Genomic DNA, 25,479 nt, shown 5'->3' with positions numbered 1-25,479 from the left:
TTCTTGTTCCAATTGGACTGGAAATTGTGATGTTAATTTAATTTTTCTACCTTAACACTGAACTACTTATCTTTGTATTCATGCTCTTTTGTTTATGTTAAGGGTACATTTTTAGTTCATTTTGATAGAGTAAATTTAGTAATCCGCCATTACAGAATAAAAGTGGGTATCAAGGGTAGTATACCTCTGTAAACATTAATGAGGTGATGAAAATGACTAACATGTTGAAACAAGAAGAAATGGAAACATTAAGAGAGTTAATCAAAGACGTAGACACGGCCATGCTGACCACGGTAACTGAAGAAGGTCTTGTTTCTCGACCTATGAAAACACAAGAAATAGAGTTTGATGGTGACTTATGGTTTTTCACTAAGAAAGAAACTAATAAATATGAAGAAATTTTACATGATCAAGATGTTAATGTGACTTATGCAGGTAAATCCTATGTTTCCGTCCGTGGAAGAGCGGAAATCGTAGAAGATTTAAACAAGAAAAAGGAATTGTGGAACAATGTAAATGAGAAAATTATGAAAACTTCTTATGATGATCCCAACGTTATTTTGATAAAGGTAAAAGCAGAAGCAGCCGAATATTGGGAAACCGGTAATTTTACGAAGAAAATCGCCTTTCTCTATAAACGCATGACAGGGCAAAGTTCTAAATCCACAGATATTAATGAAACTGTCGAATTAAATAAATAACAGCAAACATGGATTGTCTGGCCATTGGACAATCCATTTAGCTTTGTTGAGTTATGTTGAAATATTTGTACCACATTTATCTCTGGGATACTAACAACAAACCTACTCAACTGTTTCGGATAGAAATTGTTTTAATAAAATTGAACGGAGACTTTCTGATAAAGCATCAACCGATAAAAGTTTTTCAAGTTTCTCTTTATTAAATCTGTCAAAAAATTTAACATCATTAACCAATGACACAGAAACTTGTTGAGGATGTTCTTTAAGAAGCACTAAGTCATCGTTTGGTGTTACCGTTCCCTCTTTCAACACTCTTAAAAGGAATCCTGTATAGCCAGTATCTCTCATTCGAATAACCATATCAGGTACTTGATATTTTGCAGCAAGTTTATAACAAGGATTTCGAGGTTCGGAGACCTGAATAACTGCTTCACCAAAAGTAAAAATATCTCCAATATGAGCATTATCTTCTTTTAATCCTTCAACGGTTAAGTTCTCGCCGAACAAGGCTGTATTACTAAAATTATTTAAAACTTCACTCCAATAGGAGTAGTAATCATAAGGATATAAACATAGAGCTTTATCCTCGCCACCGTGATGTTCATAGGCTTGCTCATCACTCATAAATCCTGTTTTACTTAAAAAAATGGGGCCTTGGACAGATTTCTTTCTTATAGCTGATTCGAACGTTCTTTTCCCTAGGTTAGTGTTTCTATTTTCCCCACATTTATTGATTTGACTTGAAATTTTTGATTTTTCATTGAAAACCTCCATATATCATAAAAATTCAATCGTACATTAATGCCTTTCTCAATACTTCATTTTATTGATAAAATCTAATTCAAATTTCAAATCGCTCTTTCTCGTTTCTTTATACGCTACTATATTAGTAGCTATTGGAAAGCGTTTCTTGTTTTCTAAATAAAATTTCAACTCTAAAAATGTACTTAATGGAAATTCATTTTCAACCCACATTTCTTTATATCCAACGATTCCATATTCTACGAGAATAAGTTCGACTTCTCTTAAAACTTCTTTTAAAAAAACATCATAAAGACATTCTTCGTTTAATACTACAACCCCATCTTCTTCATCATCTTCAAAGTAAGTAAGATTAATGAGTATTTTTTCATTATCTATATATTTTAAGTTCCATTTTAAAATAGCAGGTTCTGCATCCCAAGTATAATTTGAGCCATATTCTTTATAATCGCCTTCAGTATCAAATAATGGATGGATTTCTTTTATCGCATTTAAAATTCCACCTAATGCATCTGTCAGGTACCCTGGACTAAAACTATAACTTTGGGAATTAATTTCTATATTAAAACTTGCCCAGCCAGTCCCTCGTAACTTATATTCAAACTTCATTTTTTTTAAACATCCTTTTAGTTAATTTTGAAATAATTATAGGACTCTCTTATTGAACTATACTGCAAGTAGGTTGAACAAGAAAAAGAGCCGCCACAGCAACCCTTTGTTGAAAATACCGCACTTAAGTTGAAGTACATATACTTGTAATCAATTTCTTTTCTTCTTTAAATACAAGAATTCAAAGATGAAAGCAAAAAGACATAGTACCATCACTGAATCAATTATATTTGAAACTAAGAAGGATTCAATTTTTAGAATACGAGTGATAATATCAGAAAATATAACAATAATGAAAATCAACCACAATACTTTTTGCTTTTTAGAAAGATTAGAAACAGGTTCAAAAAAAGTCGTTAATTTCATAAAAAAATCTCCTATTTACCTTTTAATCGTCTATTTAAATTATATCAACAAAAGGAGATAATTCTCATTTTTTTTACTAAATAATCATAATCCTTCTTCAACTAAACTGCCAGTAAGCGGAACAAGAAAAGCGACTGTTCTTATTGAACAATCGCACCCGTTAATTTAAGTGTATCTTTTCACAATATTGCTATGAACCGTCTTTTTTAAGAACTAAAAAAATGTTTAAGAGAAACTAGCACGGGTATATAAAAAATGTAAGTCAAATAGCAATTCCAAATTTCACTAGGAGGGATCTTATTATGGCAAACAAAAACGATAACAAAGGTAATATGACAGTGGAAGAAGTAGGACGTAAAGGCGGAGAAGCGACTTCAGAAAGCCACGATAAAGAATTCTATCAGGAAATTGGACGCAAGGGCGGAGAAGCCACCTCTGAAAGCCACGATAAAGAATTCTATCAGGAAATTGGGGAAAAAGGTGGAAAAGCCCGAGCAGAAAAACGTGATAATGATTAAATCTTGTCTATAAAGGGAGGAGAGAATTCTTCTCTCTTCTTTTTATCCCCCACCTAGTTCTTTACCACTAAACTGCCACGTTAGTCGAAATAGATAAGAGCCGCAGATACGACTCTTGTTAAGCTCTAGCACCCAGTTAGTTGAAGTACATATTTTCACAAATAATTTCGTCTAAATGAAGACTGCACCTGTTTTCATTAGGATGGATTTTTATCGACTACTATTTGTTTAGATAATCTTTTATCTATAACTCCAACAAGGAAAATAAGAAATAATGCTAAACAAATATAGTAAATTTGGTCCCACCACACAAGACTATGAAGAATTCCAATCTTTTCAAGAACTTGATTCACAGTATAAATAAATAAACCTGTCAAAATATATTTGAACCATTTTGGTTTCCAATTGATTTTAATCATAAGACAATAAAAAAGACTTGCGCATAAATAGTAAATTGCTGAGAATGCAATGGAATCTTTCCCTACATTCTCAAACCATCTAGGGCGATAAAATCTATTCAAGAAAAAGAGCATCGGAAGAATATGGGCACTGGCAGATATGGAACCCGTGATTAAATAGAGCATCAAATTGTGTTTGAATCCCCTTGAAGGGTGTAAAATCCATTTATAGAAAACCTTAGCTAAAGAAAAATATAAAGGGAGACCTAATCCTGTATATGCTAATTTCCACCAGTGCTGTGTATAGATATGAAGCTTTAAAAATAACCATTCAATCCCTACAAAGAATCCAGAAAAAAAGATGATCCAAAGCCAATTTAAGTGGAAAGTTGCTATCAAGGTTGCTGTGACAGGTAAAGATAATGCGTTTGAGAAAAACGCTCCCAATTCACTGTCATAAAATGAATTACGCTTGATAATATTGGGGTTATAATCATAGCTTCCTAAGAAATTAAATATAGTGGTCTCGATGATATAACCAAATCCAACCATTGTTAAATAAAGAAACAGGGTTCGAGTGTTTCTTTTTTTTAATAAAATAAAACAAAACAGTATCGTACTTGAAATGAGTAATGCAAAAAACCAATAACTATTATGCACACGGTTCACTCCGATACTAAAAGAATTCCTAATGTTTGTCCTCTTAATTTTTTTATTATTAGAGATTCTCTAATTTCTATACTTCATATTGATTCATTACGGTGAAACGTATCATAAATACGGTACATTAAAAATCATTTTTGTTGGCGGTACCTCGTAAAAAGTTGGCTTCCCCATCCCCATCTTAAGAGACGAAGTCAATGTTACCGTAGGCAAAAATAAAAGATTAAACGAAGATATCATTATTCGATTTGTTTCCGCTGCATACTTTGAACTGGTGGAATGGTGGCTTAAAGAAGGAATACCTTATCCGCCACGCGTTATGGCAGAGCAAGTCGGAGAATTAGTAGAGAGAATATTATAATTACTAAAAAATATTAAAGCGCAGAAGTTCAACAGCCAGGTATGAACATGCCTGTTTTGTTCGCAGCAATAAATAATAAACTTTGTTCAAATCATTCAATATAATGATACTTAATTGATTTAGTATTTACACAATTTTAGAACTGCCTTTAATTTAGTTTGGTGACACTAGACAAATATAAAAAAAAACGGTCTTTTTTTATTTTGAATGGATTCATCTTGAGCTAACCTACCCCTTTGGTTTATAAGTGTTTATGATTTTCTTACTGCGTAAAATTTGCATTTCATATAGGAAATTTATGGATACAACAACAAAACAATGCGATAATAAATTGAAGGAGTTGATTATTATGGAGTTAATTGTTGGACTTATTAGCTTTGTTGGTGATTTAATCGCAGCTTGGGCAATGTCTGCTTGGAGTTATTACCAAGAAAAAACTGGTAACAATTAACCTCTTCTCCTAATGGACTAATAAATTTGATTAGTCCTTTTCTTTATGTAGCAGTAGGTGTCTACTGGTCGAGTTCTAAATAACATTCCTGCTTCGATAGTTTAAGTACAACATTTCACAATATTTCTTGTAAAAAACAAAAAAAGGCGACCTTCTTTGATGAAGAATCACCTTTGTTATTCTGCCCCGTTAAATAATATTAGTTTGGGTAATCAAACAATAAAATGAATATAGAAGTATAAACACTCCGCAGATTAAATTTATTTTCCTATTTTTACTCTCACTTCTAATTATGTAGTAAATACCTGTGCAAAAGAATCCAACAAACCATCCAGCTTCAAATTGAAAGAAAGCTAAAACAAATCCTAATACCCCGATAAGATTCCTTCATTCACGATTATTGCTAAAAACGTAGTGATTAATATATCGATTAATACATTTTTCTTTGTTCTTTTCTTATAATTAGAGTCCATAAAATATCTAATAAGGTAAAAGACAATAAAAATTGCAAAAAACCTCAATAAATCTCCCACTTTTTTCTCTCCCCTTATTACGATATTTTCCAATAAATTTCCTTCCTTTTGTTAAACTAACCTGCCTAGTTAGTTCAAAAAGAAAAAAATGACCGCCGTAGCGATCATCATCCTGAACAAAAGCGCCCGTTACTTTAAGTGCACTATTTCACAATTTTTTTGTGAGATTAGAAAAAGGCAAACTACATCTTGAAGAATCACACCAGTTAAGCTATAAATATATCCCGATAATAATCGGAATTACTGAACCACCCGCATCGAACCATGTTGAAGTTTCTTTATAAAAAACTTCCACAAATACTGTTTTTATCAAAACTACACCTTGTTTTCTCATCAGTAAAATATTTGGATTTAAGAGGTTTCTAATTTTTTACATATTATTCACCTCTGAGAGAACAATAAAAAAAATGTACAAGTTCGTTTATTGGAGGAAAAATCTTGGAGACATATAACCCCATTCGATTAACTGCTCCAGAAATGGCAAGCCTTTGGACTCAATACATTTTTGATACCATGTCCATTTGTTTTTTTCGTTATGCACTGGAGCATATCGAAGATCCTGATGTCAAATCGATTTACCAAACATCCTTGGGAATATCCCAAAAGCATATTCAAAAAATTACAGAATTCATGTTAAATGAAAATTATCCTATTCCACATGGGTTTACAGAAAAAGATGACGTAAACATTCAGGCACCTCGTCTTTTTCAAGACCCGTTCTACCTAAATTATATTTATATCATGACTTTGCAAGGCATGACTGGATATTCTTTGTCTGTTGGTACTTCGGTTCGTTCTGACTTACGGAAGTATTACATAACCTGTATGTCCGAAACGATGGAGCTTTTTGATCAATCCATTGATTTAATGCTTTCGAAAGGACTTTTTGTACGACCTCCTGTTATTTCACCACCCGAATCAATCGATTTTGTAAAGCACCAAAGTTGTTTAACGGGATGGTTGGGAGATCGTCGTCCTCTGAATGGTATCGAAATAGGAGATATTACTTTCAACATGCTAAAAATGCATTTACATGCTGCTTTAAAAGTGGGATTCATCCAAGTAGCCCAATCCAAAGAGATTCGTCAATATTTCATGAGGGGTCTTGACATTGCCAATAAACACATAAAAATATTTGAATCGGTATTTAAGGAAGATAAATTGAATTCGCCTGTTTCTTGGCAATCGATGATCACGAGCTCTACTTCTATAACCTTTTCAGATAAATATATGATGTACCAAATTTTATTGTCTACACAATTATCCCTTTCATTTTATGGTTCCGCTTTGAGTGTCAATTCAAGAAGAGATTTAGGTGCTCATTACATACGACTAATTTTAGAACTTTTACAATTTGCAGAAGACGGAGCAAACCTAATGATAAAAAATGGATGGTTAGAGCAGCCTCCAACAGCAAGTGACCGTGACTCGCTCGCCAACAGGAAGGAGAAATAAATAATATGTAAAAACTGGACGCTAGGAACGATTCCTAGCTTTTTCATTTGCTGCTCATAGGGCAAAGAAAACAAAATTCCATCTCCCTTGTTCCACTAAACTGCCCCTTTAGTTGAACAAGAAAAAGGGATGCCGCAGCAACCCCTTGTTATACTCAAGCACCTATAGTTTAAGTATAAGATTAACAATCTTGTATTTATTTTAAAATGTAGGCTAATTGTAGTTGTACACCAGTTAGTTTACTAATACAATTTAATATATATTTTTCAACATTCAGTAGAAATTACATCGAAATCGCTATATGCCAACAAAAAATGCCTATCAAATAACATAATTTGATAGACATTTCACCTTACATTTTATTTGTTTGCAATAGGTAACAGGAACCCGTAAATATTTTTCTACTTATTTTTTGAATGGCTAAATTCTTTTTCAACAGGAAGTTGTAAGCTGGATACCATGTTGTTAACTGCACTTAACAGAGCTTTTACTGAGGAGGTCATAATATCCGTATCAATTCCGCATCCCCAATATACAGCACCATTCTTTGCGGTAATTCCTACATAAGATACAGCGTTTGATCCTGAACCTATTTCCAGTGCATGCTGCTTATAGACCAAATCTTTATAATCGATACCCAGTTGGGTTTGAAGAGCGTTGCTGACAGCATCAAGTCTTCCATTTCCCACACCAGTAAATTTATGTTCTTCATTATTCATCCGGATCGATACAATCGTTTCGTAATAACCATTTTGGGTGTATTTATAACTTATTAATTCGATAGGGGTATTAATATTTACATATTCATTGATGAAAATGTCATAGATTTCATCGGGCATAAGTTCCTTATGCTTATGATCTGAAACATTTTTCACACTATATCCAAAACTCTCACGCATTTCGGTAGGTAGGTCAATTGCATACTTTTGCTGAAGAATATAACCGATTCCTCCCTTACCGGATTGACTGTTAATTCGGATGATATCTCCTTCATATTCTCTTCCAATATCCATCGGATCAATTAATAGATAAGGTACAGTCCAATACTGACGTTCTACTTCTTCTCGCCATTTCATCCCTTTGGCAATGGCATCTTGATGGGAACCTGAAAATGCAGTAAAGACAAGTTCACCGCCATATGGGTGTCTTTCGTGAACCTTCATTCTTGTTAATTTTTCATATTTGGAAATAATAGTAGGGATATCTTCAAAATTCAGCTTGGGATCTACCCCGTGGGAATACATGTTTAATGCCAGCGTTACGATGTCCACGTTCCCTGTTCTTTCTCCATTTCCGAACAATGTTCCTTCGACTCTTTGAGCTCCGGCAAGCATTCCCAGCTCAGCATCTGCTACCCCAGTTCCTCTGTCATTGTGTGGATGCAGTGATAGGATTACATTATCTCGATAGCTCAGATTGTCACTCATATACTCAATTTGACTTGCGTAAACGTGAGGCATGGACATTGATACCGTAGCTGGTAGGTTAATAATTACATTGTTATCAGCTGTCGGCTGCCAAATATCAAGTACCTTGTTGCAAATTTCAAGCGCAAACTCCACTTCTGTACCCGTGAAGCTTTCAGGAGAATATTGAAATTGGAAATTCCCTTCGGTTTCAGTAGCATATTTCTTTAGTGTTTTTGCTCCAGTTACAGCAATATTAATAATTTCTTCCTTAGATTTTCTAAATACTTGCTCACGTTGTGCTATAGATGTGGAATTATACAAGTGCACCACTGCATTATTCGCACCCTGTAACGCTTCAAATGTTTTTTTGATAATATGTTCTCTTGACTGTGTTAAAACTTGAATTTTCACATCATCCGGAATCAAATTTTCTTCAATTAATGTACGTAAAAAAGCAAATTCGGTTTCCGAGGCAGCTGGAAAACCTACTTCAATTTCCTTGAAACCTACTTGTAAAAGCAACTGAAAATATTCTAACTTTTCCTCTAGACTCATCGGGACGACCAAAGCCTGATTCCCATCACGTAAATCAACACTACACCAGGTAGGAGCTTCTGTAATATATTCCTTCTCTGTCCATTTCAAGCATTGCACTGGAGGCATAAAGTAACCCCTAGAATATTTATCGATATTTTTCATCCCGACTCCCACCCTTTTCAATTGTAATTGTTAGTTTATTTAAAATAAAAAAGCCCCATCTCTATAAAAATATAGAGACGAGGCATTGCTCGCGGTACCACTCTAATTGATTAATCATAATAATATTAACCCACTCATTTTCAGTGGCAATCACCACCTATCTACATAACGGTAGAAAACCGACATCCCCTACTGAATAAGTTCAGGGAGTAGCTCTTGGATGAGTTCAAAGGCAATAACTACCGATTCTCACCAACCATCGGCTCTCTAACAAGTTTATAAATCCTTTTACTATTTCCAATCCTTGCTTATTATTTAATTAAATTCGATAATATATCGATAAACTTTAGTTGTCAATACTAAATTTACTGAAAATAAAGATTAATATGAATTAATATCACTTCTTTAAAAGTTAAACCCCAATATTATAGAACTCTTTTAAAGTATTCTGCTCCGTTAGTAGAACAAGATAAAAGCTGGAAAAGCAGCTTTTTCTTCTTTAACTCAAGCACCCGTTGGTTCAACAAGAATCTTCTAATAAAATCTTCTCGTAAAACTTTATCTCGTTCCATAGTGCCTTATATTCTAATGAATCGGTTTCGGATTGTTCTAATTCAACGAAGGCCCTTGTTAATGACTTTTTCGTTGCAATTTCCTTATCGGTTTGACTAAGTAAATTTCTTTTATCTCTATACATTATAAGATTCTCTTTAAAATTTTTTCTTGCTTCTGTTAAGGAGTAATCCCCGTTTGGTCCACCCCAAACCTCATCTGCGTAAGGATTATCTTGTCCATCATCCTCCCAATTGCACAGTATACATATTTCAAAGCCCCCACGTTCTTCTAATGTTGGATAACCGCAACACGGACATTTTTCAGGTTGCATTTAAGTCCCACCTCAATCGCTTTAAACAATATCATAATATCCAATTCTTTCTTTGCATTTTAAATTTTGCTTATTGAAGTATGCTGCTCCTTTAGTTCAATAAGAGTATGTTTGTGAGTTACTAATCTTTTATTAAAATAGCTAAAACAATTAGTAATGCCCCAATTATATACATTATCCATCTTGTTATCGATGCAGGAAAAGTTGGTACCCATGCCTTAAACATTAAATGAATTTTTGTTTCTTTAATGGATTCATCATCTAATTTTTTTGTGATATATATAAACGAAAACCCTATCAAGGAAAATAATTTATTTTGTCACATTCTTTGGAATAAAAAATTTATTTTTATTTAACTAACCTGCCCTTAGTGCAATAAGAAAAAGCCACCAAGTATGGCAGCTGGATCTTCATCTCAAGTACCTGTTAGTTTAATAACTTGCCCTCAGCTTTTATAGAGTTTGTAATTTTTACAATTTCTGATTTAGTTAATTTGTTTTCACCTTGATATTCAATAGTTAATTCTAATTCTTCTTTTCCTTCTTCCCAATCTAAATATTGCTTTCCGTATTTTTCTTTATAAAAATATTTTGTTCCTTTAATTCTGTTCTTTTTATCCCATTTGGGATCATTATACCAACATACGTAATCAGTAGCAGTTATTACGAGGACTTTTTTGATATGTAATGTAATTTTAATTTATCGCACCTCTTACCGCAGGAAGTAGTGGTCATATAACTCTTGTTATAATCAAAAGGGATATAACTTGGTTCAGCTTCTATTCCTATCCAAGCGCCAGCCCAACTTATCGGCATTTTTAAAGTAGGTGTATAAAAAATAACAAAGAATAAGATAACGACTGAAACAGTTAGAAGGTATTTAATACTCTTTTCCTGGTAATTCGTAGATGTTCCAAATGTTTTCCCCCGAAATAAACACTTTTAACCTAGTGGTTCTTCTCCAAATCTTTCCCATAAAATAGGGAATAAATTTTCCAGATCATTTTCTTCCCAATCAAATTCTATGTCAGTTACAGACTGTAACCCCTTTTTGTCAAGAGCTTCTAATAGCTCATCATATATATTGTCATCCCATTCAATATCACCCGTCTTTATCAGGCAGGGTATAGGGTATCTTTGGACGAAATCCAAATGAACAGTCTAGAAAATCATTTTCATAGATAGTATTTAGTATTTTCATAAGGCCTCTTTGATAACTTTTACTTTTAAGCCTATTTACTAAATTCTCTAGCATAAATAAACACATTCATCCCCACCAACTAAGGCACAGCTATGCAACCTACTTATTGATAAAAGGGATGGATACCTTTCCTGTATACTTGATGAATTTTAGAATTAGCGAAGGTTCTACAACAATTGAATTAAATAGCCTTTTTTCATTTTTAACCAGAACAAACAATTACATATATATACCATATTCTGGGGATGTTATTAGAAACATTTTGATAATGGAGTAAAAAAATGAAATTCCTCAACCTTGCCTTAAAAAAGGTCATGAAAAGAGATATCCAACCAGTTTCTTCAAATCAGGACTCTATATCGTTTAAAGAGGTATTCCATACAATCGATGAAAATATTTCTTTTTTTAAACAAACATTTTCATATTCGGCTGATTTAATGATTAAGGAATTAAATGAAAGAAATAAGCGGGGAATTTTGGTTTTCTTAGATACGATGGTAGACAAGGATAAGATTCAAACCGATATTGTAAAACCTATGATGGAAGTGGAGGATACCCAGTTCGAAGGTGTACTTCATACTAACTTACTTAAATCAGATAACTTATTCAAAGCTCAAGAAGCACTTTTAAATGGGTCCTGCATCGTGTTCTTGGATGGTGCCAAAGAATTCTCCATGGTGGAAGTTGGCCTCTCCAAAGAGAGGACCATTATGGAACCTAGCAATGAACAAGTCATTCAGGGGTCTCATGAAGGTTTTATCGAAAACCTTTCAACCAATCTTCATTTAATCAGGAAATCGTGTAGAACCGTAAACCTTACCATGGAATATTTAACAGTGGGTGACCAGATTCAATCCAAAATAGCCATGGTTTATATGAAACAACTTGCCAATAATGAAATGATCAACGAATTCAAACGGAGGGTCCATCATATTTCAATGGATTATATCCCCAGTACTGGAGCTCTTCAGGAATTGATCGAAGATTCCACATGGTCACCCTTTCCTCAGATATTAAGTACAGAGAGAATAGATCGTGTAGTAAGTCATTTGAATGAAGGAAGAGTGGCGGTGTTGATGGAAGGGTATCCTGCTGGTTTAATTATTCCCGTTACTTTTTTTGCATTTTTCCATTCACCTGATGATTATAACTCACGTTGGATGATCGGAACCTTTATCCGTTCCTTGAGGCTCGTAAGCATTTTCATTGCAGTTAATTTGCCTGCTATTTATATTGCGGTGATTGGTTTTCATTTTGAAGTCCTGCCGGATGATTTAGTTCTCCCTGTTGTAAGTTCCATCAAAAATATACCTTTTCCTCCGTTAATTGAAGCACTTGTCATGGAGTTGACCATTGAACTGATACGGGAAGCAGGGGTACGCCTTCCATCAAGGATTGGCCAAACCATCGGTATTGTCGGAGGTTTGGTTATTGGTGATGCAGTTGTCCGTGCAGGCCTCATTTCAAATACCATGATTGTGGTTGTAGCGATTACGGCCATTGCGGCCTACAGCATCCCGACCACAGAAATGAGTAATGCCGTACGATTTTTGCGTTTTCCCCATATGATTTTGGCATCAACCTTTGGATTTGTTGGGATTACCTTCGGGTTTATGTTTACTTTAGCTCATTTATGCAGGTTAGAATCATTTGGCACTGCCTACTTTGCACCTTGGGCACCATTTCGATTAAAAGACATGAAGGATACGTTTATCCGTTTACCCCTTTGGAAATTTAATTCACGTCCGCTTGATTCAAAACCGAACACCCTGAAAAAGCAATCTTTGGCAAGGGGCTGGGATAAAAATGAAACAAAACAAGAATAGAATTACGAACAAACAGCTTGTCTTTATGATTATCCAGGCCCAAATCGGGGTAGGAATATTATCGTTGCCCCATGATGTGGCATTATTAGCCAAACAGGATGGCTGGATTTCCACTTTACTTGCAGGAATCATCTCGCAGGCGATTATTTTTGCCTTTTGGGGATTAAGCAGAAGATTTCCTTCGTCATCTTTGTACGAAATACTCCCAAAATTACTGGGGAAAGTTGTCGGGAAGGTACTTATTCTCAGTTATGCACTTTATTTTATGGTAACAGGGAGCTTAGTTTTAGCAAGATATAGTGATATCCTTGATAAATGGATCTTACCACGTACCCCTAATTGGATTACAATGGTTTTAATCCTCATCACCTGCATTTACATCGTCAATGCCGGATTAACCAGTATTGCGAGATTTTATGTACTGGTATCCCCCATTCTGTTTGTATTATTAGTGTTGATTGTATATGCAATGAAGGATGCGAACTTCCTGTATATCTTTCCAGTAGGGGGGCATAGCATTCTAACAATATTGAAAGGTTCAAAAGAAGCTGCTTTCTCTATGTTGGGCTTTGAACTGTTTCTTTTTATCCATCCCTATGTGCAAGCTTCCGGAAAAGAGAAGCTGATCGCCATCACAACAGCGAACATTTTTGTCACCTTCTATTATACCTTTTTAGTGTTTGCAGCCCTTGTCTATTTCGAGCCAAATATAGATATCGGACTGACTCCAGAGCCATTATTATATATGATTAAAGCCTATTCGTTTCAGGTTCTCGAAAGGACGGATTTATTTTTCTTATCGCTCTGGCTTGTAGTCGTTGCAACTTCGATTGCGAATTGGCTATTATTATCTTCAATGGGGTTGGCCAGCCTTTTTAGAAAAAAACACTATGCCGGCTGTCTGCCCATTGTTGCAGGAGTCAATTTAATTTTGGCTCTTCTTCCTGATCAAGGAAGAGACTTTGAACATTTTAATCACTTTCTTGGGCCGACGCACTATATTTTTATTGGCATCATCCCTATACTTCTACTCATTCTCTCATGGGTCTTGTCGAAAAAAGAAGTGGTGAATAATCTATGAAAAGCCAAAAGCCTATCTTTGTACTTTTATGTTTATTACTTACTGGATGCTGGGACCAGCACCTGTTGAAAAATGCAGTTCTCGTACAAATATTAAGTTTCGATTTGACAGATAACGAGGATCTGTTGTTAGGGGTTTCCATCCCCATTATCGAGGAGGCCGCAGGGGGACCGCAAGCTTTGGTTAAAAGTGAAACATTTTCTGCAAAAGGTCATACACCAAGGGATAGCCGACGTAAAATCGACCGAGAAATATCTGGAATATTAGATACATCTAAAAATAAACTGATTCTGTTTGGCGAACAAATGGCTGCTTCAGGTATTTATCCTCCGTTAGATGTTATTTGGAGAGATCCCCGAAATTCATTGGGGGCGACACTTGGGGTGGTGGAGGGAGAAGCGGTTAATCTGCTTAATATTACACCGAAACATGAGACAAACGTGAGCGAATATATACAAGACGCTCTTACAAGCGCAGAAGAAAACTCCATTATTCCGAATCAAACCATCCAGACACTCGCTTCAGAAATGCTTGATCCTGGAGAAGATATCGTCCTTCCTTACCTAAAAATAAATAACAAGAAAAGCGCTGTAGTGGTCGGCTTAGCACTCATGAATGAAAAAAAATATGTGCGAAGTATTTCACCAGAGGATTCAACCCTCCTTCTTTTATTGAATAACAAAAAAGGAAAATACGCACGATTTACAAAACAGGTAAATAACGATGAGGAGCAGAAATTAAAAAACTATATTACATTTAATGTTCACAAAATGAAAAGAAAATTAAAAGTACAAGTAAAAAATGGAGAGGTTTCTGTTTATATATATTCACATTTAAAGATAAACGTAGAAGAATATCCCAAAGGGGATGTTCCAAAGGAAATAGATCACCTAAACGAGGCTTTAACGAAGGAGCTTACAGAAGAAGCAAATCAAGTCGTTACAAAATTACAGCAGTCGAACTGTGATGTTTTTGGAATTGGAAGGAGACTGATTGCGCTTCACCCTAAAACTTGGGCCATGCTGGATAAGACGGATTATTTTAAAAATATAAAGTTTAAAACAAATGTGAAAGTTGAAATCATCAAAAACGGAATTGTCTTGTAATGGATGAGTAATCAAACATGAAAACTAAGAAAGTGAGTAGCGGAAGCTGCAAAATAGCCTTACTGTGTTAACAGTAGGGCTATCACGGTGCTCCATTGGAAGTCATTCAGAGTGTACTCGGTAATGAGTAAATTGAGACTACAAGTATCTATGCTCAGTTAGGTGGAAGCTTTTGGGCATGAACAGGAACAGTATGTAAAGTACAACTACGATTAGCACAAAGAACCACATCGTCGCCTAGGTAAGTAACCCTTCGTATGGTTATGGTGCGTTTTATACAGTTCCCCAATGGTTTTAAAAGTCGATTTCGCTCTCCCCTTTAAGATTAACTTGCCGCAATCGTTGTTATATTTCCATAGCAATTCATGGTCACTTAATATCTCCAATTCTTTACTCTCAAAGGTTTCAAAACGATATTTAGACCCGCTGTCCCGACAAACAATCTGCCACTCCTCTAGAAGTTCATTCTCATAAGCACGAATTATTTGAAGATTAATCGAATTCGTCTCACCTGCACCGTTAGTGGAGCAACCAAAAAGGCTCTACTCCTCTTGGAGTAAACACCATTTAGTGGAATTTAAATTCTTAATTTGTTAGCATCGATTAATAAAACTTCGCATCCTGAAATGCAGTATTTAGGTTAATAGAATTTACTATTGTATAATACAATGCAATCCCTACAAATATAGTAATAATTGCACCAACACCTTTAGGTATTTGTTTTTTCTTCTTGTAGAAAAATAACGTTGTTATAACAACAATTAAAAAATATGATGCAGATATTATTATATTAAATATTTCCATATTAATATCCTCAACCGCAATTCTAAAACGCTCCAAATCTTCGTTATTATCCTTATTCTCTACGAGAGTAGAAATGTTGTCTTGATGACCAATTTTCCAAGTAAATGTGTTTTGTTCTTTTATTACAGTGTATTCATAGCCTCCTGCTTTTTCTTCACCAATAACAAAAGGTGAACTGGCAAATACAATTGGAACAACTACTATGATAAGTATAAAGAACATAAAAAACATAAAATCTTCTCTTTCAAGTACATCTCCCCCATACCCTATTTATATCAATGATACTACAAGATTTTGGTAAAGGGGTTAATTCCTTCTAAAAGAAACCTACCCCGTTCGTATTATAAGGTTAACCAGAATGCTAAATATTTCTGGTTGACCTTATTTATTTGGGTCTTATTATATCAGTAGCCAGGGTAGAACTTAACTGCCCGTGGGGCTTTGACCCCGTCAGCTAAACCGTTCGCCCCCTTCTTGTAGAAACATGATTGAGGCTGGTTGTGACCTAGATCTCGTATAACAAGCGAAGCTATGACACTGCATGGAGGAATTAGGGGTACTGGCAAATTACGAGTTTAGGAGGAGATTTTAGAATGAATCCAGTCATTGGTCTGGATGTTTCAAAAGGGGAAAGTAAAGTTCAGGCATTTATAGATAAAGGCAAACCATACCGTAAGAGTTTTAAAGTTTCTCATACTATTGAAGGTCTTGATTTACTTGTAGAGTTTCTGGAGGTGGTTATGAATGGAAACTGGTAAGAAACCACCTATTGTTCTAGAAGCGACAGGACATTATCATTCCTCTATTGTTCAATACTAGGAGGACCGTGGGTATTTATTGATCATCGTTAATCCATTGATTTCTTTTAAGGCTAAAAGTTCAAGTCTTCGAAAAGTAAAGACAGATGCGATAGATGCTTACCATCTCTATTAGCTGGTTTAATTCAACAAGAAAAAGCTGCCTTAATGACAGCTCTAATCTTTAACTCAAGCACACTTTTGTTTTAGTACTTGGGTTCATATACTATATTAACTAATGAACTAATTATTTGGCGGCTTAAAGTATTTCTATAGGTTAGAGAACTGCTTTAATTAAAACTATTATTAAAAAATAGTATAACACAGTCCACCTAAATTCATTTTCATATCATATGACATAAATGTGACTTATTTCTGAGTTCCAAAATTTAAAAGCATTAGCAATTGATATTTAACTTTCACTTCCTTCTAATTGAACATCCCAATCATCTGTTTGATCGTCTGTTTCACAATCATCAACTTCTGAATAAAGGATGGAATCGACTGCAATTCTTTTTATTTTCATTCGTCCCAATTACCTATCACCCCTTTTAACTTAGTCATTTTACAAGTAATTCATCAGTAAGTGGAATGTGCTCACGAAATTTATTTATTTCTTTCTTTAGTATATTCTCATTCAAACAAGTTCGATTGTTCATTCACCTTATTTATAACAAAGGCTCTGTTTTTATTCATTGTTGATTTTCGTGTAGGTATGAGAATTCATAGGTGGAGAATTTCCGGCTAATGTATATAGAGGAAGCATAAGAAGCAACTATAAGCGGAGAAATTCCGATTAACTTCTCTAAATAAGACAAAATCCAAAGATTTGGATCATATAAAAGGAAAAACTTCCTTTATTTTTAAGGAAATATGGGTATTTCCCAATTTAAACGGATTTTTACGTTTATTATTCAAACACAGTGAAATCAACATTCAGTTATAACAGTGCCATAACAAAAAAAGGACTGCAGCAGCAATCCTATAGAAGTAATAGAACACTTTTTAGAAAAGAAAACTGACTTAATTTTTTCAAAAAACTTTCGAAATGAAGGGCTGCAGCAGTAACCCCTTGTTCAATTCAAGTCCCCTTTAGTTTATCAAGGGAAATTTCTTAGACTGCCTTTATCGCTTCCATCACCCAAACATACGAGTTCATTTTTTCAAAACTTACCTTAAAACCATTCTTAGTGAAAAGTTCCTCAAGGACTTCTAAAGTTGAATAGTATTCTCTTTGTAGGTCCTCCAGTAGATTCCCATAACCCTGTTCTCTAACTTTTCGTTGGCACTCCCGCCGCTCCTCATCATTAATGAAGGCAGTATCAGCAAAAATGATCTTTCCCCGATCATCTAGCATCGTGGAATAAAGGGAAATAGCAACTTCCTTTTCAGCATCTGTCAAATGATGAAAAGCATAGGTACTTACAATTGAGTCCACTTTCCCTGGCAATTCAGGAAAGGATAAAAAATCCCCATCGAATAAAAGACAATCTAATAAACGAGCTTTTGTTTTTTCCCTCATCATCTTAGAAGGTTCAACACCAATAACCTTTCTGCCTAACTTAATCAATTTCTCAGTTAGGTTTCCAGTACCAACACCGAATTCAAGAACAGTGCCATGAGATCTTAAAGCAACCGTTTCTAATATATAATCATACCGCTCAAAAACTTCTTTGTATTCTTGATCCTTTCCTGAGATAGTTTCTTCATAATATTCTGCCCAATCATCGAACAACTGAATAAACTCTCTGCCCAATTTATTCACCTCACAATTCAATCCATATAATACCTATAAATATACTATGAATTAAAAAAGTTATTGGTCACTATTAGCATTTGATTATTCTAAATTGTCCTCCTGATAAAAGTCCCTACTCATATGACGGAAATGACTGGTTAAACTAAAGAAGACGAAATAAATAGAAAGGGGGAAAAGCTGTGACACGGAAACTTATAGCCTTTTTCCTGTTTGCAGGCCTTCTTTTCACCGGCGGTTTACAGACAGACGGCGAACCGCCGACCGACCCCGTCCAGATGGGGAAGGAAGAAGGATATTATGAAGGAATCCGGTCGGGGCTTGAGGACCGTCATAATTTCAGGATCTCCCGTGCTTGGCAGCAGATGCCACGCTCCCAGCTGAGCTTGGACAACAAGATGGAAATAGTTCAGCCTCTCATTAAAATAGGACTTCTTCGACAGGTGTACCTCTCTTTTTCCTCTGGGGAGAAATTCTACGCCTACCTTCATGCCCATCCGGAAATGAATGCGGTACAGGCGGCCCAACGGATACTCGGGCTGAAGTTTGTGAAGGCGTACGAAAAAAGTTTCCAGAAAGGTTATGAGAAATCCCTCACTGCCCCACCCAAAAAGGCGGCAAGCTACGCGGCCTTATTGAGGGCGAAAAAAAGATAAGGGGGGATACAAAAGGGCAACCTCAAGGATGCCCTTTAATACTGCATCAGAAAAATAATTCCTTTGTATTGAAAATGCGATCCTTCATTATTAAAGATTCGCACCCAGTTCAATTAGTAAAGACAATGATTAATCAATCCCTTTTGGTTTTTCGACAAGCGCACTAGGCTCATTATGTTTCCACAGGTTCGGTTTGGTTCCAATTACGACAGTAGCGTCCATTTCATCGTTGTGTATCAATTGAGGTATCAGCCCGAATTGGGCAAAGATTTCTAAGGAATGAGGTGCCTGCATTTGACTTGTTTCTACTAATAAATGCCCTCCTGGAGCTAGCCAGAGGGTTGCTTCTTCTGCTACTCTTCGTTGAATATCGAGTCCGTCATATCCACCGTCCAGCGCCACCTTCGGTTCATGTAAACGTGCTTCCTGTGGAAGTAGATTCATTGCTCCTGTAGGCACGTAGGGTGCGTTTGCTACCACGATGTTTACTTTCCCACGTAGTTTGGCAGGTAGAGCCTTATAGAGGTCCCCTTCAAATACGAGCCCACCAAGGTTTGTAACATTTCGGCGAGCACAGCGCACTGCGATTGGGTCAATGTCCACTGCATACAACTGAATCCACTCTAGACCTTTTGCTATCGCAATACCAACCGCTCCTGTACCACAGCAAAGGTCAACGACTATGGCCCCAGTTACTGATAAGGCAACCGCATTTCGGACGAGGTATTCTGTACGGACCCTAGGAACGAAGACTCCTGGGTCTACAATAATCCTTATGCCGCAAAACTTCGCCCAACCAAGGACATGTTCAAGTGGGGTACCTGTCATTCGAAGATTGACCATACTTGAGAGCTCATCCAATGTCATTGACTCAGAAAAAAGAAGTTCAGCCTCTTCTTCTGCGAAAACACATCCGGCGGACCTAAGACTTTCGATAATATTTTTTTTAATTTGATCATCAATATTAAAATTAATTTGCTTTTCTATATAACCACACCTACTTATATAAAAGTAATATAAATAGTTCGCTATAAAATGGAAAAATCCTTCTTCAACTAACTTGCTCCGTCAGCACAGCAAGAAAAAAGACTGCAGCAGCAGTCTTAGGTAAGATTATTAATGAATCTTTTAAATTAAGTCTTTTTCATCGATTTTCATGTCTTTATGATAAAACTCCATGTCACGCTCATTGATTTCCCGCATTATCCTGCAAGGGCTTCCTATTGCTATTACATTGGCTGGAATATCCTTGGTAACTACACTACCGGCACCGATTACAGTATTTTCGCCAATTCGAACTCCGGGTAAGATAATCGCACCTGCTCCAATCCAAACATTATCCTCAATTACTACTGGCAGGTTATACTGTGCCGATTTTCTCCGTAATTCTGGATGAATCGGATGAGTTCCTGCATCAATCGTCACATTAGGCCCAATTAATACATTATTGCCTATATAAATATCGGTGTCATCTACCAATGTAAGATTGAAATTGACGTAGACGTCATTTCCTAGATGTGTATGTCTACCCCAATTTGCATGAAGTGGTGGTTCAATATACACGTTGGCACCTACTTCGGCAAACAGTTTATGTAAAATTTCTTTTCTCTTTTCTACTTGAGAAGGTCTAGTCTGATTAAAGTCATATAATACCTCTAGACATTGCATCTGTTCATTCATTAAATCTTCATCATTACAGAAATATAATTTTCCGTTTTTCATTTTTTCCCTGATTGACATAAATACTCACTCCCTTTTTTCAATATTTTATTGAATTCTCAATCCGTTTCCATCTTAATTTCACTATTAGCCTAAAAAAATTTATATTACCGTGACCTGCCCTTTTTTATTATCTTTAATAATCATTACTTTTTCAATTATCCTGCCACATTAACTCCTATTACTTATTCGCATGCCATGTCGTAGGTGATTAAGGACGATGCTTCTTGAACTCCCTGCATTAGCTTGCCCAACATAAAAAGACCGCCGCAGCGATCTCGTTCTTAAACTCTTGCACCCTTTCTTAGGTCAGTTTTCTACTATTATCTCTAGTAATGAAAAGGTAATAGAGCCCCGTCAATGTTTGAGTTAGTAAGAATATAGGAAAAGAGTACGATAATTGATAGTTATTTTGATAAGTAAGGATATGAAGAAGTGTAAATATCCATTGAACAGTAATACCAATAAAAGCCCAAGCGGTAATATAAAATATAAATGATATTTTATTAATCCGTATCACATGATAAAAATACATAAAAAAATAACCAAACGGTGCAAATAAGGAATAATAGAATAGATCAAATAGTTCATAGTGATTACTATCATTTTGCTTGTAAAAATCCAGGAGACCTCCACCTATCGTAAAATCAAACAACATACCAGTTGATAAACCTGCAAGTATACTTATAAAAGTTACATCCCTACCTAGTTTTTTTGGTAAAAACATCATTATTGAGTAACCGATAACATTCATTATGATTAGTGAAATCTCATTTAGGCTAAAATTTCCGATCCAAATCATTTAATTTTTAGCTCCTTTTAAAACTAATGAATTGTAACAGTTTAGAATAAAATATCCTAACAAATGTAATAAGACATAGTATAGATAATCATAGAACAAATTCCATTGATGGAAATAGACGACATCAAATTTTAGTAAAACAATTCGTATTAAAACTAAAACAAAGGAAGAAATAAGAATCGCTGAAATTTTCTTTAACACTGTCGAGTTTCTAGGAATACTACTCATACCTAGTACTATAAACACTGGGGTTATAAAGGTACGATGAATAATATATGCTGTATAATTTAGTGGAACTTTAGAATATGTAATATATTTTAGTTCATCATTTGTTATCCAACTCCGGTTAATATCAATAATAAAAATAAAAAATATGATGGCAGAAATTTCTATTTTTGAAAATGGTTTCTTCATTGCATATAATATAGTAATAATTAACCACGCTAAATAAAGAATGATTGATAATGCCATCGTAAGTCCACCTCTATTTTTATCATCAACTATATTTAGACTTTGACTAAATAAAGCGATTTATACATTATAGACAATAAGATGTAACACTATAGAACATCATCGATTGAATCCTTTTGAAAAAATTTATGATTGAGATTTTAGACCTTTTGCTATTGCAACACCAACCTCTCTAACTTTTAAAATGAATTTAAACACCCAATAAAAGAAGAAAAAGTTATATATAAACCCGAGAGAGCTAAAATTTATATCCCATCCGCCCCGATAAATAAAACCTTCAGCAGGAAAACCAAGGTGATACTCCCACAAATCTTTATCAACTCTAGTACCAGTTGTAGGAATGAAACTGAAAATAATAGTGGATATAAGGCTTAATATAGATAACCATTTCTTCTGTCGGTTTATTTTTCCATTGAGGCTTAATAATGCCATTATTATTAATGCGTTCATAGCAATTCCAAATAAAAAGGAAATCACTTTTTCCATCTCACTCATCTAAAACGCCTCGTTTCAAATATGGTTATTTTCTCCATACTAAATCATTTTTTTATTATTTAAAATGTTTTGTTTTAAATGATATCATATTCAACTAATTGCTGAATAAGAAAAAAAGCCACCTCATTTGGCAGCTTCTATTTGCAGGACAGCAAAATAAACATTTATAATTCTCAGCTTTGCTCATCGGAAACTCTTCGTTTATGTTTTTCATTAATGATTTTCTTGTTAAGTATCCTTACTTTACCAACCATTAGCAACCTCATATCTTCTACAATATATTTTGCTAACTCTTCGTCAGTAATGTCATCGCCATCAATATCAAGACGAAATTCCTGACCTTGAATTCCCCCGCCGTTCGTAAACTCGATTTCAAAGTCAAATTGAACTCTTTTATCCATATAGAATCACACCTTAACCTTGGATTAAAAATTGATCTAAATATATATATTCAGGTTAACAATTCTACGATGTCATTTTCAATCCAATGACTGCTACTAATATTAGAGCGATAAATAAAATACGTCTCCAATCCTTTGCTTCTCCATAAAAAAGCATTCCAATAATCGTTCCACCTACAGTTCCGATTCCTGTCCAAACGGCATAGGAAGTTCCCGCAGGTAGTGTTTTCATTGCTAAACTCAGAAAACTAAAACTAAATATAAATCCAATGAACAGTACCATATATGACTGTATGTTTTTGTCTTTAACCACTTTATTCATACCTGTAACTCCAACCACTTCAAAAGCTCCTGCCAGTATAAGATACATCCAGGCCATGTTACACTGCACCTTCTTTCTTACTAGATTCAGTTGTGACAAGCTTTAAGCCTACCACACCAGAAAGAAGTAAGAGAATAAATAATACTTTCGTCCAACTAAAGGCCACTCCGAAAAACAACATCTCCACCACAACAGTTCCAGCTGTCCCTATTCCAGTAAAGATTGCGTAAACTGTAGCAACGGGCAGGCTTTTTGTCGCCTTTATCAGTAAAACAAATGAAATATATATAAGTAGAGCAATACCAGCCCAAGAAAGCCAGTTGCTCGCATGCTTTAATCCTAATGCCCACAAAACCTCAATAAGGCCAGCCAATATGACAAATACCCAATTACGTTTCATTCCATATCCCCCAAAAAATATAATTATTCCTTCGAAAGTCCACGCCAATAAAGATACCAAGAGGCATCCATTCTCTTCATTAAGCGTTCAGAACCTCCATATAACATTTCAACAAATATTCCATCTAAAACTCCTAAAAATGCAGAAGTAGCTTGTTGTGAATCAATGGTTGAGCTAAGTTCTCCCTCCACCATCGCCTTCTCGATGACCAAAAGGAGATGTTTTTCTACCTTATCCAAGTACTCATATACATGACTTATAACCTGTTCATAAAGATGAGTGGGTGGAAAGAAAGAGATTCGAAGCCAAAATTTTGTTATGTTGTTCTTCTCATATCTTTCTTTATATAGCATAAGAAAATTAAATAAGAATTCCTCTATAGATTGTGTCTTGTTACTGTCTATATAATTAATAACAAATTTTAATTCGGCATCAAAAACATCACTGCAAACCTGTAGAAAAAGTTCATCTTTCCCTTTGAAATGGGTATAGATGGATTGTTTTTTAATTCCTACATCATCAGCGATATGTGCCATCGATGTTCCTTCATATCCCTTATCCGTGAAATGATTCAGAGCAACATTCTTAATTTGATTATAAGTCATAAAATTCACCTTCCGAACGGTCGTCAGTTATATTTTAAAACTTATCACACATTAATTTTTCAGTCAATATTTTTTTCAAGAATTAAAGTTTTACAATTCTAATTGAACTGCCTTTAGTCGAATAAGAAAAAGGCTGCATCATAGCAGCCAGATTAATTACCTGTATTTCTTTACAAACACTCCTATTTTCACTTACCCCGTCCCATCAACTATCTTTTCCAAAGTTATCAAGCAATGCACGCACTTCATCTGTTGATTTCGTGTTCATCAATTGATTTCTTAATTCAGCAGCTCCAGGGAATCCTTTAACATAAATTTTGAAAAAGCGATGTAGCCCTGTGATGGAACGTGGCAGTACTTCCGCATATTGATCTTGAAGATCAAGCTGCAGTCTTAAAAGATCTAGGTATTCTTTACTGCTATGCTCTCTTGGCTCTTTTTCAAATGCAAAAGGATTTTTAAAAATACCTCGCCCGATCATAACGCCATCAATACCATATTGTTCAGCAAGCTGCAGACCAGTTTGACGGTCAGGAATGTCGCCATTGATTGTCAGTAGCGTATTTGGTGCGACACGGTCACGTAATTTTTTAATTTCCGGAATGAGCTCCCAATGCGCATCCACTTGGCTCATTTCCTCTCTTGTCCGTAAATGAATAGAAAGGTTCGCAATATCCTGTTTTAAAATATGCGTTAGCCACTCCTCCCACTCCTCAACCTCCTTATAGCCAAGTCGTGTTTTCACGCTGACAGGCAGTCCGCCCGCTTTTGCTGCTTGAATAAGTTCTGCCGCAACGTCTGGACGCAGAATAAGGCCACTACCTTTCCCTCTCGATGCCACATTCGGTACAGGGCAGCCCATATTAATATCGATGCCTTTAAATCCTAGCTCTGCCATGCCAATACTCATTTGACGGAAATATTCGGGATTATCCCCCCATATATGAGCCACCATTGGCTGTTCATCTTCTGTAAAAGTTAATCGGCCACGCACACTTTTCATGCCCTCTGGATGACAGTAGCTATCCGAGTTGGTAAACTCTGTGAAAAATACATCCGGACGGCCGGCTTCACTTACTACGTGACGGAAAACAAGATCTGTCACATCCTCCATTGGTGCAAGTACAAAAAATGGCCGTGGTAAATCACGCCAAAAATTATCTATCATTTCAAACTCAAATCCTCTCACTATGGATACAACTTTAAACAATCTGAAAAAAAATATAA

The 25,479-nt window shown here is 35.3% G+C and carries 25 protein-coding genes, 2 pseudogenes and 1 other annotated feature; of the genes and pseudogenes, 10 read left to right on the top strand and 17 right to left on the bottom strand.

The annotated features are described in order from the left end of the window. Window positions 1-212: 212 nt before the first annotated feature. Window positions 213-701 carry a pyridoxamine 5'-phosphate oxidase family protein gene (locus tag QNH17_RS12965; RefSeq protein WP_283879062.1) on the top strand — a complete coding sequence of 163 codons (489 nt, stop codon included), beginning with the start codon at window positions 213-215 and terminating at the stop codon, window positions 699-701. A 102-nt stretch (window positions 702-803) separates the two neighbouring features. Here the strand turns inward: QNH17_RS12965 and QNH17_RS12960 are convergent, their stop codons facing one another. Continuing rightward, window positions 804-1,325, bottom strand: a complete 522-nt coding sequence (locus QNH17_RS12960) for an MOSC domain-containing protein (protein WP_349632572.1) — start codon at window positions 1,323-1,325, stop codon at window positions 804-806. A gap of 186 nt (window positions 1,326-1,511) precedes the next feature. Further along, on the bottom strand, window positions 1,512-2,072 hold the full coding sequence (locus tag QNH17_RS12955; protein WP_283879061.1) for a hypothetical protein: 561 nt from the start codon (window positions 2,070-2,072) through the stop codon (window positions 1,512-1,514). A gap of 668 nt (window positions 2,073-2,740) precedes the next feature. On the opposite strand from QNH17_RS12955, the pseudogene QNH17_RS12950 reads away from it, so the two are divergent. Then, window positions 2,741-2,953 (top strand): annotated as a pseudogene (locus tag QNH17_RS12950) (KGG domain-containing protein); the annotation flags it as partial. 200 nt (window positions 2,954-3,153) lie between these two features. Here QNH17_RS12950 and QNH17_RS12945 read toward each other — a convergent pair. Then, window positions 3,154-4,014, bottom strand: coding sequence for a hypothetical protein (locus tag QNH17_RS12945; RefSeq protein ID WP_283879060.1), 861 nt, complete (start codon window positions 4,012-4,014; stop codon window positions 3,154-3,156). Window positions 4,015-4,189: 175 nt separating this feature from the next. Here QNH17_RS12945 and QNH17_RS12940 point away from each other — a divergent pair, with 175 nt between their 5' ends. The 3 genes from QNH17_RS12940 (at window position 4,190) to QNH17_RS12930 (ending at window position 6,817) form a co-directional block, all read left to right on the top strand. Then, window positions 4,190-4,378, top strand: coding sequence for a TetR-like C-terminal domain-containing protein (locus tag QNH17_RS12940; RefSeq protein WP_186446690.1), 189 nt, complete (start codon window positions 4,190-4,192; stop codon window positions 4,376-4,378). 298 nt (window positions 4,379-4,676) lie between these two features. Further along, window positions 4,677-4,829 carry a hypothetical protein gene (locus QNH17_RS12935; RefSeq protein WP_283879059.1) on the top strand — a complete coding sequence of 51 codons (153 nt, stop codon included), beginning with the start codon at window positions 4,677-4,679 and terminating at the stop codon, window positions 4,827-4,829. A gap of 971 nt (window positions 4,830-5,800) precedes the next feature. Continuing rightward, the gene (locus QNH17_RS12930) at window positions 5,801-6,817 is read left to right on the top strand and encodes a DUF3231 family protein (protein ID WP_283879058.1); all 1,017 of its coding nucleotides are present in this window, start codon (window positions 5,801-5,803) and stop codon (window positions 6,815-6,817) included. A gap of 401 nt (window positions 6,818-7,218) precedes the next feature. Here the strand turns inward: QNH17_RS12930 and QNH17_RS12925 are convergent, their stop codons facing one another. Further along, window positions 7,219-8,925, bottom strand: coding sequence for a 2-isopropylmalate synthase (locus QNH17_RS12925; protein ID WP_283879057.1), 1,707 nt, complete (start codon window positions 8,923-8,925; stop codon window positions 7,219-7,221). A 70-nt stretch (window positions 8,926-8,995) separates the two neighbouring features. Beyond that, window positions 8,996-9,239, bottom strand: a binding site (T-box leader). A gap of 206 nt (window positions 9,240-9,445) precedes the next feature. Further along, complete coding sequence (locus QNH17_RS12920) at window positions 9,446-9,811, bottom strand: CPCC family cysteine-rich protein (protein ID WP_283879056.1); 366 nt, start codon at window positions 9,809-9,811, stop codon at window positions 9,446-9,448. Window positions 9,812-11,292: 1,481 nt separating this feature from the next. Between QNH17_RS12920 and QNH17_RS12915 the strand changes: the two genes are divergently transcribed. The 3 genes from QNH17_RS12915 to QNH17_RS12905 are packed head-to-tail and all read left to right on the top strand — an operon-like array spanning window position 11,293 to window position 15,024. Further along, on the top strand, window positions 11,293-12,837 hold the full coding sequence (locus QNH17_RS12915) for a spore germination protein (RefSeq protein ID WP_283879055.1): 1,545 nt from the start codon (window positions 11,293-11,295) through the stop codon (window positions 12,835-12,837). Then, on the top strand, window positions 12,818-13,918 hold the full coding sequence (locus tag QNH17_RS12910; protein ID WP_283879054.1) for a GerAB/ArcD/ProY family transporter: 1,101 nt from the start codon (window positions 12,818-12,820) through the stop codon (window positions 13,916-13,918). The genes QNH17_RS12915 and QNH17_RS12910 overlap by 20 nt, the downstream gene beginning before the upstream one ends. Continuing rightward, entirely contained in the window at window positions 13,915-15,024 is a 1,110-nt protein-coding gene (locus tag QNH17_RS12905) for a Ger(x)C family spore germination protein (RefSeq protein ID WP_283879053.1), read from the top strand. Before QNH17_RS12910 ends, QNH17_RS12905 begins: the two co-directional genes overlap by 4 nt. Before the next feature lie 603 nt (window positions 15,025-15,627). Here the strand turns inward: QNH17_RS12905 and QNH17_RS12900 are convergent. Then, entirely contained in the window at window positions 15,628-16,059 is a 432-nt protein-coding gene (locus tag QNH17_RS12900) for a hypothetical protein (RefSeq protein WP_283879052.1), read from the bottom strand. Window positions 16,060-16,421: 362 nt separating this feature from the next. On the opposite strand from QNH17_RS12900, the pseudogene QNH17_RS12895 reads away from it, so the two are divergent. Beyond that, window positions 16,422-16,755, top strand: a pseudogene (locus QNH17_RS12895) (IS110 family transposase); the annotation flags it as partial. Between the two features lie 282 nt (window positions 16,756-17,037). On the opposite strand, the gene QNH17_RS12890 reads toward QNH17_RS12895, so the two are convergent. Together QNH17_RS12890 and QNH17_RS12885 are read right to left on the bottom strand one after the other, a co-directional pair. Then, the gene (locus tag QNH17_RS12890) at window positions 17,038-17,160 is read right to left on the bottom strand and encodes a hypothetical protein (RefSeq protein WP_283879051.1); all 123 of its coding nucleotides are present in this window, start codon (window positions 17,158-17,160) and stop codon (window positions 17,038-17,040) included. Window positions 17,161-17,739: 579 nt separating this feature from the next. Next, complete coding sequence (locus QNH17_RS12885; RefSeq protein WP_283879050.1) at window positions 17,740-18,381, bottom strand: class I SAM-dependent DNA methyltransferase; 642 nt, start codon at window positions 18,379-18,381, stop codon at window positions 17,740-17,742. A 182-nt stretch (window positions 18,382-18,563) separates the two neighbouring features. Here QNH17_RS12885 and QNH17_RS12880 point away from each other — a divergent pair, with 182 nt between their 5' ends. After that, window positions 18,564-19,037, top strand: a complete 474-nt coding sequence (locus QNH17_RS12880) for a hypothetical protein (protein WP_283879049.1) — start codon at window positions 18,564-18,566, stop codon at window positions 19,035-19,037. A 129-nt stretch (window positions 19,038-19,166) separates the two neighbouring features. Here the strand turns inward: QNH17_RS12880 and QNH17_RS12875 are convergent, their stop codons facing one another. The 9 genes from QNH17_RS12875 to QNH17_RS12835 form a co-directional block, all read right to left on the bottom strand. Further along, the gene (locus QNH17_RS12875) at window positions 19,167-20,000 is read right to left on the bottom strand and encodes a putative protein N(5)-glutamine methyltransferase (RefSeq protein WP_283879493.1); all 834 of its coding nucleotides are present in this window, start codon (window positions 19,998-20,000) and stop codon (window positions 19,167-19,169) included. Window positions 20,001-20,165: 165 nt separating this feature from the next. Beyond that, a complete protein-coding gene (locus QNH17_RS12870; RefSeq protein ID WP_283879048.1) occupies window positions 20,166-20,777 on the bottom strand; it encodes a sugar O-acetyltransferase in 612 nt (203 codons plus the stop codon). 781 nt (window positions 20,778-21,558) lie between these two features. Then, a complete protein-coding gene (locus QNH17_RS12865; RefSeq protein WP_283879047.1) occupies window positions 21,559-22,029 on the bottom strand; it encodes a hypothetical protein in 471 nt (156 codons plus the stop codon). A gap of 126 nt (window positions 22,030-22,155) precedes the next feature. Continuing rightward, window positions 22,156-22,524: a hypothetical protein gene (locus QNH17_RS12860; protein WP_283879046.1), complete on the bottom strand. Its 369-nt coding sequence runs from the start codon at window positions 22,522-22,524 to the stop codon at window positions 22,156-22,158. Window positions 22,525-22,697: 173 nt separating this feature from the next. Further along, window positions 22,698-22,925, bottom strand: a complete 228-nt coding sequence (locus tag QNH17_RS12855; RefSeq protein WP_283879045.1) for a cyclase — start codon at window positions 22,923-22,925, stop codon at window positions 22,698-22,700. A gap of 64 nt (window positions 22,926-22,989) precedes the next feature. Next, window positions 22,990-23,304: a DMT family transporter gene (locus QNH17_RS12850; protein ID WP_283879044.1), complete on the bottom strand. Its 315-nt coding sequence runs from the start codon at window positions 23,302-23,304 to the stop codon at window positions 22,990-22,992. 1 nt (window position 23,305) lies between these two features. After that, on the bottom strand, window positions 23,306-23,647 hold the full coding sequence (locus tag QNH17_RS12845; RefSeq protein ID WP_283879043.1) for a DMT family transporter: 342 nt from the start codon (window positions 23,645-23,647) through the stop codon (window positions 23,306-23,308). A gap of 23 nt (window positions 23,648-23,670) precedes the next feature. Continuing rightward, window positions 23,671-24,252: a TetR/AcrR family transcriptional regulator gene (locus QNH17_RS12840; protein WP_283879042.1), complete on the bottom strand. Its 582-nt coding sequence runs from the start codon at window positions 24,250-24,252 to the stop codon at window positions 23,671-23,673. Window positions 24,253-24,457: 205 nt separating this feature from the next. Next, window positions 24,458-25,420 carry a tRNA dihydrouridine synthase gene (locus QNH17_RS12835; RefSeq protein WP_283879041.1) on the bottom strand — a complete coding sequence of 321 codons (963 nt, stop codon included), beginning with the start codon at window positions 25,418-25,420 and terminating at the stop codon, window positions 24,458-24,460. Between the last annotated feature and the right edge of the window lie 59 nt (window positions 25,421-25,479).

The organism is Neobacillus sp. SuZ13 (assembly GCF_030123365.1).
Classification (GTDB): Bacteria; Bacillota; Bacilli; order Bacillales; family Cytobacillaceae; genus Neobacillus.
Note: the sequence above shows the minus strand (reverse complement) of the source record. Positions and strands in the feature narration are given on the sequence as shown.

Coding starts and splice junctions, on each gene's coding strand:
- QNH17_RS12910 (WP_283879054.1), top strand. CDS start 12,818: ATGAAACAAAACAAGAATAGAATTACGAACAAACAGCTTGTCTTTATG.
- QNH17_RS12925 (WP_283879057.1), bottom strand. CDS start 8,925: ATGAAAAATATCGATAAATATTCTAGGGGTTACTTTATGCCTCCAGTG.
- QNH17_RS12845 (WP_283879043.1), bottom strand. CDS start 23,647: ATGAAACGTAATTGGGTATTTGTCATATTGGCTGGCCTTATTGAGGTT.
- QNH17_RS12965 (WP_283879062.1), top strand. CDS start 213: ATGACTAACATGTTGAAACAAGAAGAAATGGAAACATTAAGAGAGTTA.
- QNH17_RS12955 (WP_283879061.1), bottom strand. CDS start 2,072: ATGAAGTTTGAATATAAGTTACGAGGGACTGGCTGGGCAAGTTTTAAT.
- QNH17_RS12835 (WP_283879041.1), bottom strand. CDS start 25,420: ATGATAGATAATTTTTGGCGTGATTTACCACGGCCATTTTTTGTACTT.
- QNH17_RS12870 (WP_283879048.1), bottom strand. CDS start 20,777: ATGTCAATCAGGGAAAAAATGAAAAACGGAAAATTATATTTCTGTAAT.
- QNH17_RS12935 (WP_283879059.1), top strand. CDS start 4,677: ATGGATACAACAACAAAACAATGCGATAATAAATTGAAGGAGTTGATT.
- QNH17_RS12960 (WP_349632572.1), bottom strand. CDS start 1,325: ATGAGTGATGAGCAAGCCTATGAACATCACGGTGGCGAGGATAAAGCT.
- QNH17_RS12915 (WP_283879055.1), top strand. CDS start 11,293: ATGAAATTCCTCAACCTTGCCTTAAAAAAGGTCATGAAAAGAGATATC.
- QNH17_RS12900 (WP_283879052.1), bottom strand. CDS start 16,059: ATGTTTTTTATGTTCTTTATACTTATCATAGTAGTTGTTCCAATTGTA.
- QNH17_RS12865 (WP_283879047.1), bottom strand. CDS start 22,029: ATGGCATTATCAATCATTCTTTATTTAGCGTGGTTAATTATTACTATA.
- QNH17_RS12855 (WP_283879045.1), bottom strand. CDS start 22,925: ATGGATAAAAGAGTTCAATTTGACTTTGAAATCGAGTTTACGAACGGC.
- QNH17_RS12840 (WP_283879042.1), bottom strand. CDS start 24,252: ATGACTTATAATCAAATTAAGAATGTTGCTCTGAATCATTTCACGGAT.
- QNH17_RS12905 (WP_283879053.1), top strand. CDS start 13,915: ATGAAAAGCCAAAAGCCTATCTTTGTACTTTTATGTTTATTACTTACT.
- QNH17_RS12920 (WP_283879056.1), bottom strand. CDS start 9,811: ATGCAACCTGAAAAATGTCCGTGTTGCGGTTATCCAACATTAGAAGAA.
- QNH17_RS12860 (WP_283879046.1), bottom strand. CDS start 22,524: ATGAGTGAGATGGAAAAAGTGATTTCCTTTTTATTTGGAATTGCTATG.
- QNH17_RS12850 (WP_283879044.1), bottom strand. CDS start 23,304: ATGGCCTGGATGTATCTTATACTGGCAGGAGCTTTTGAAGTGGTTGGA.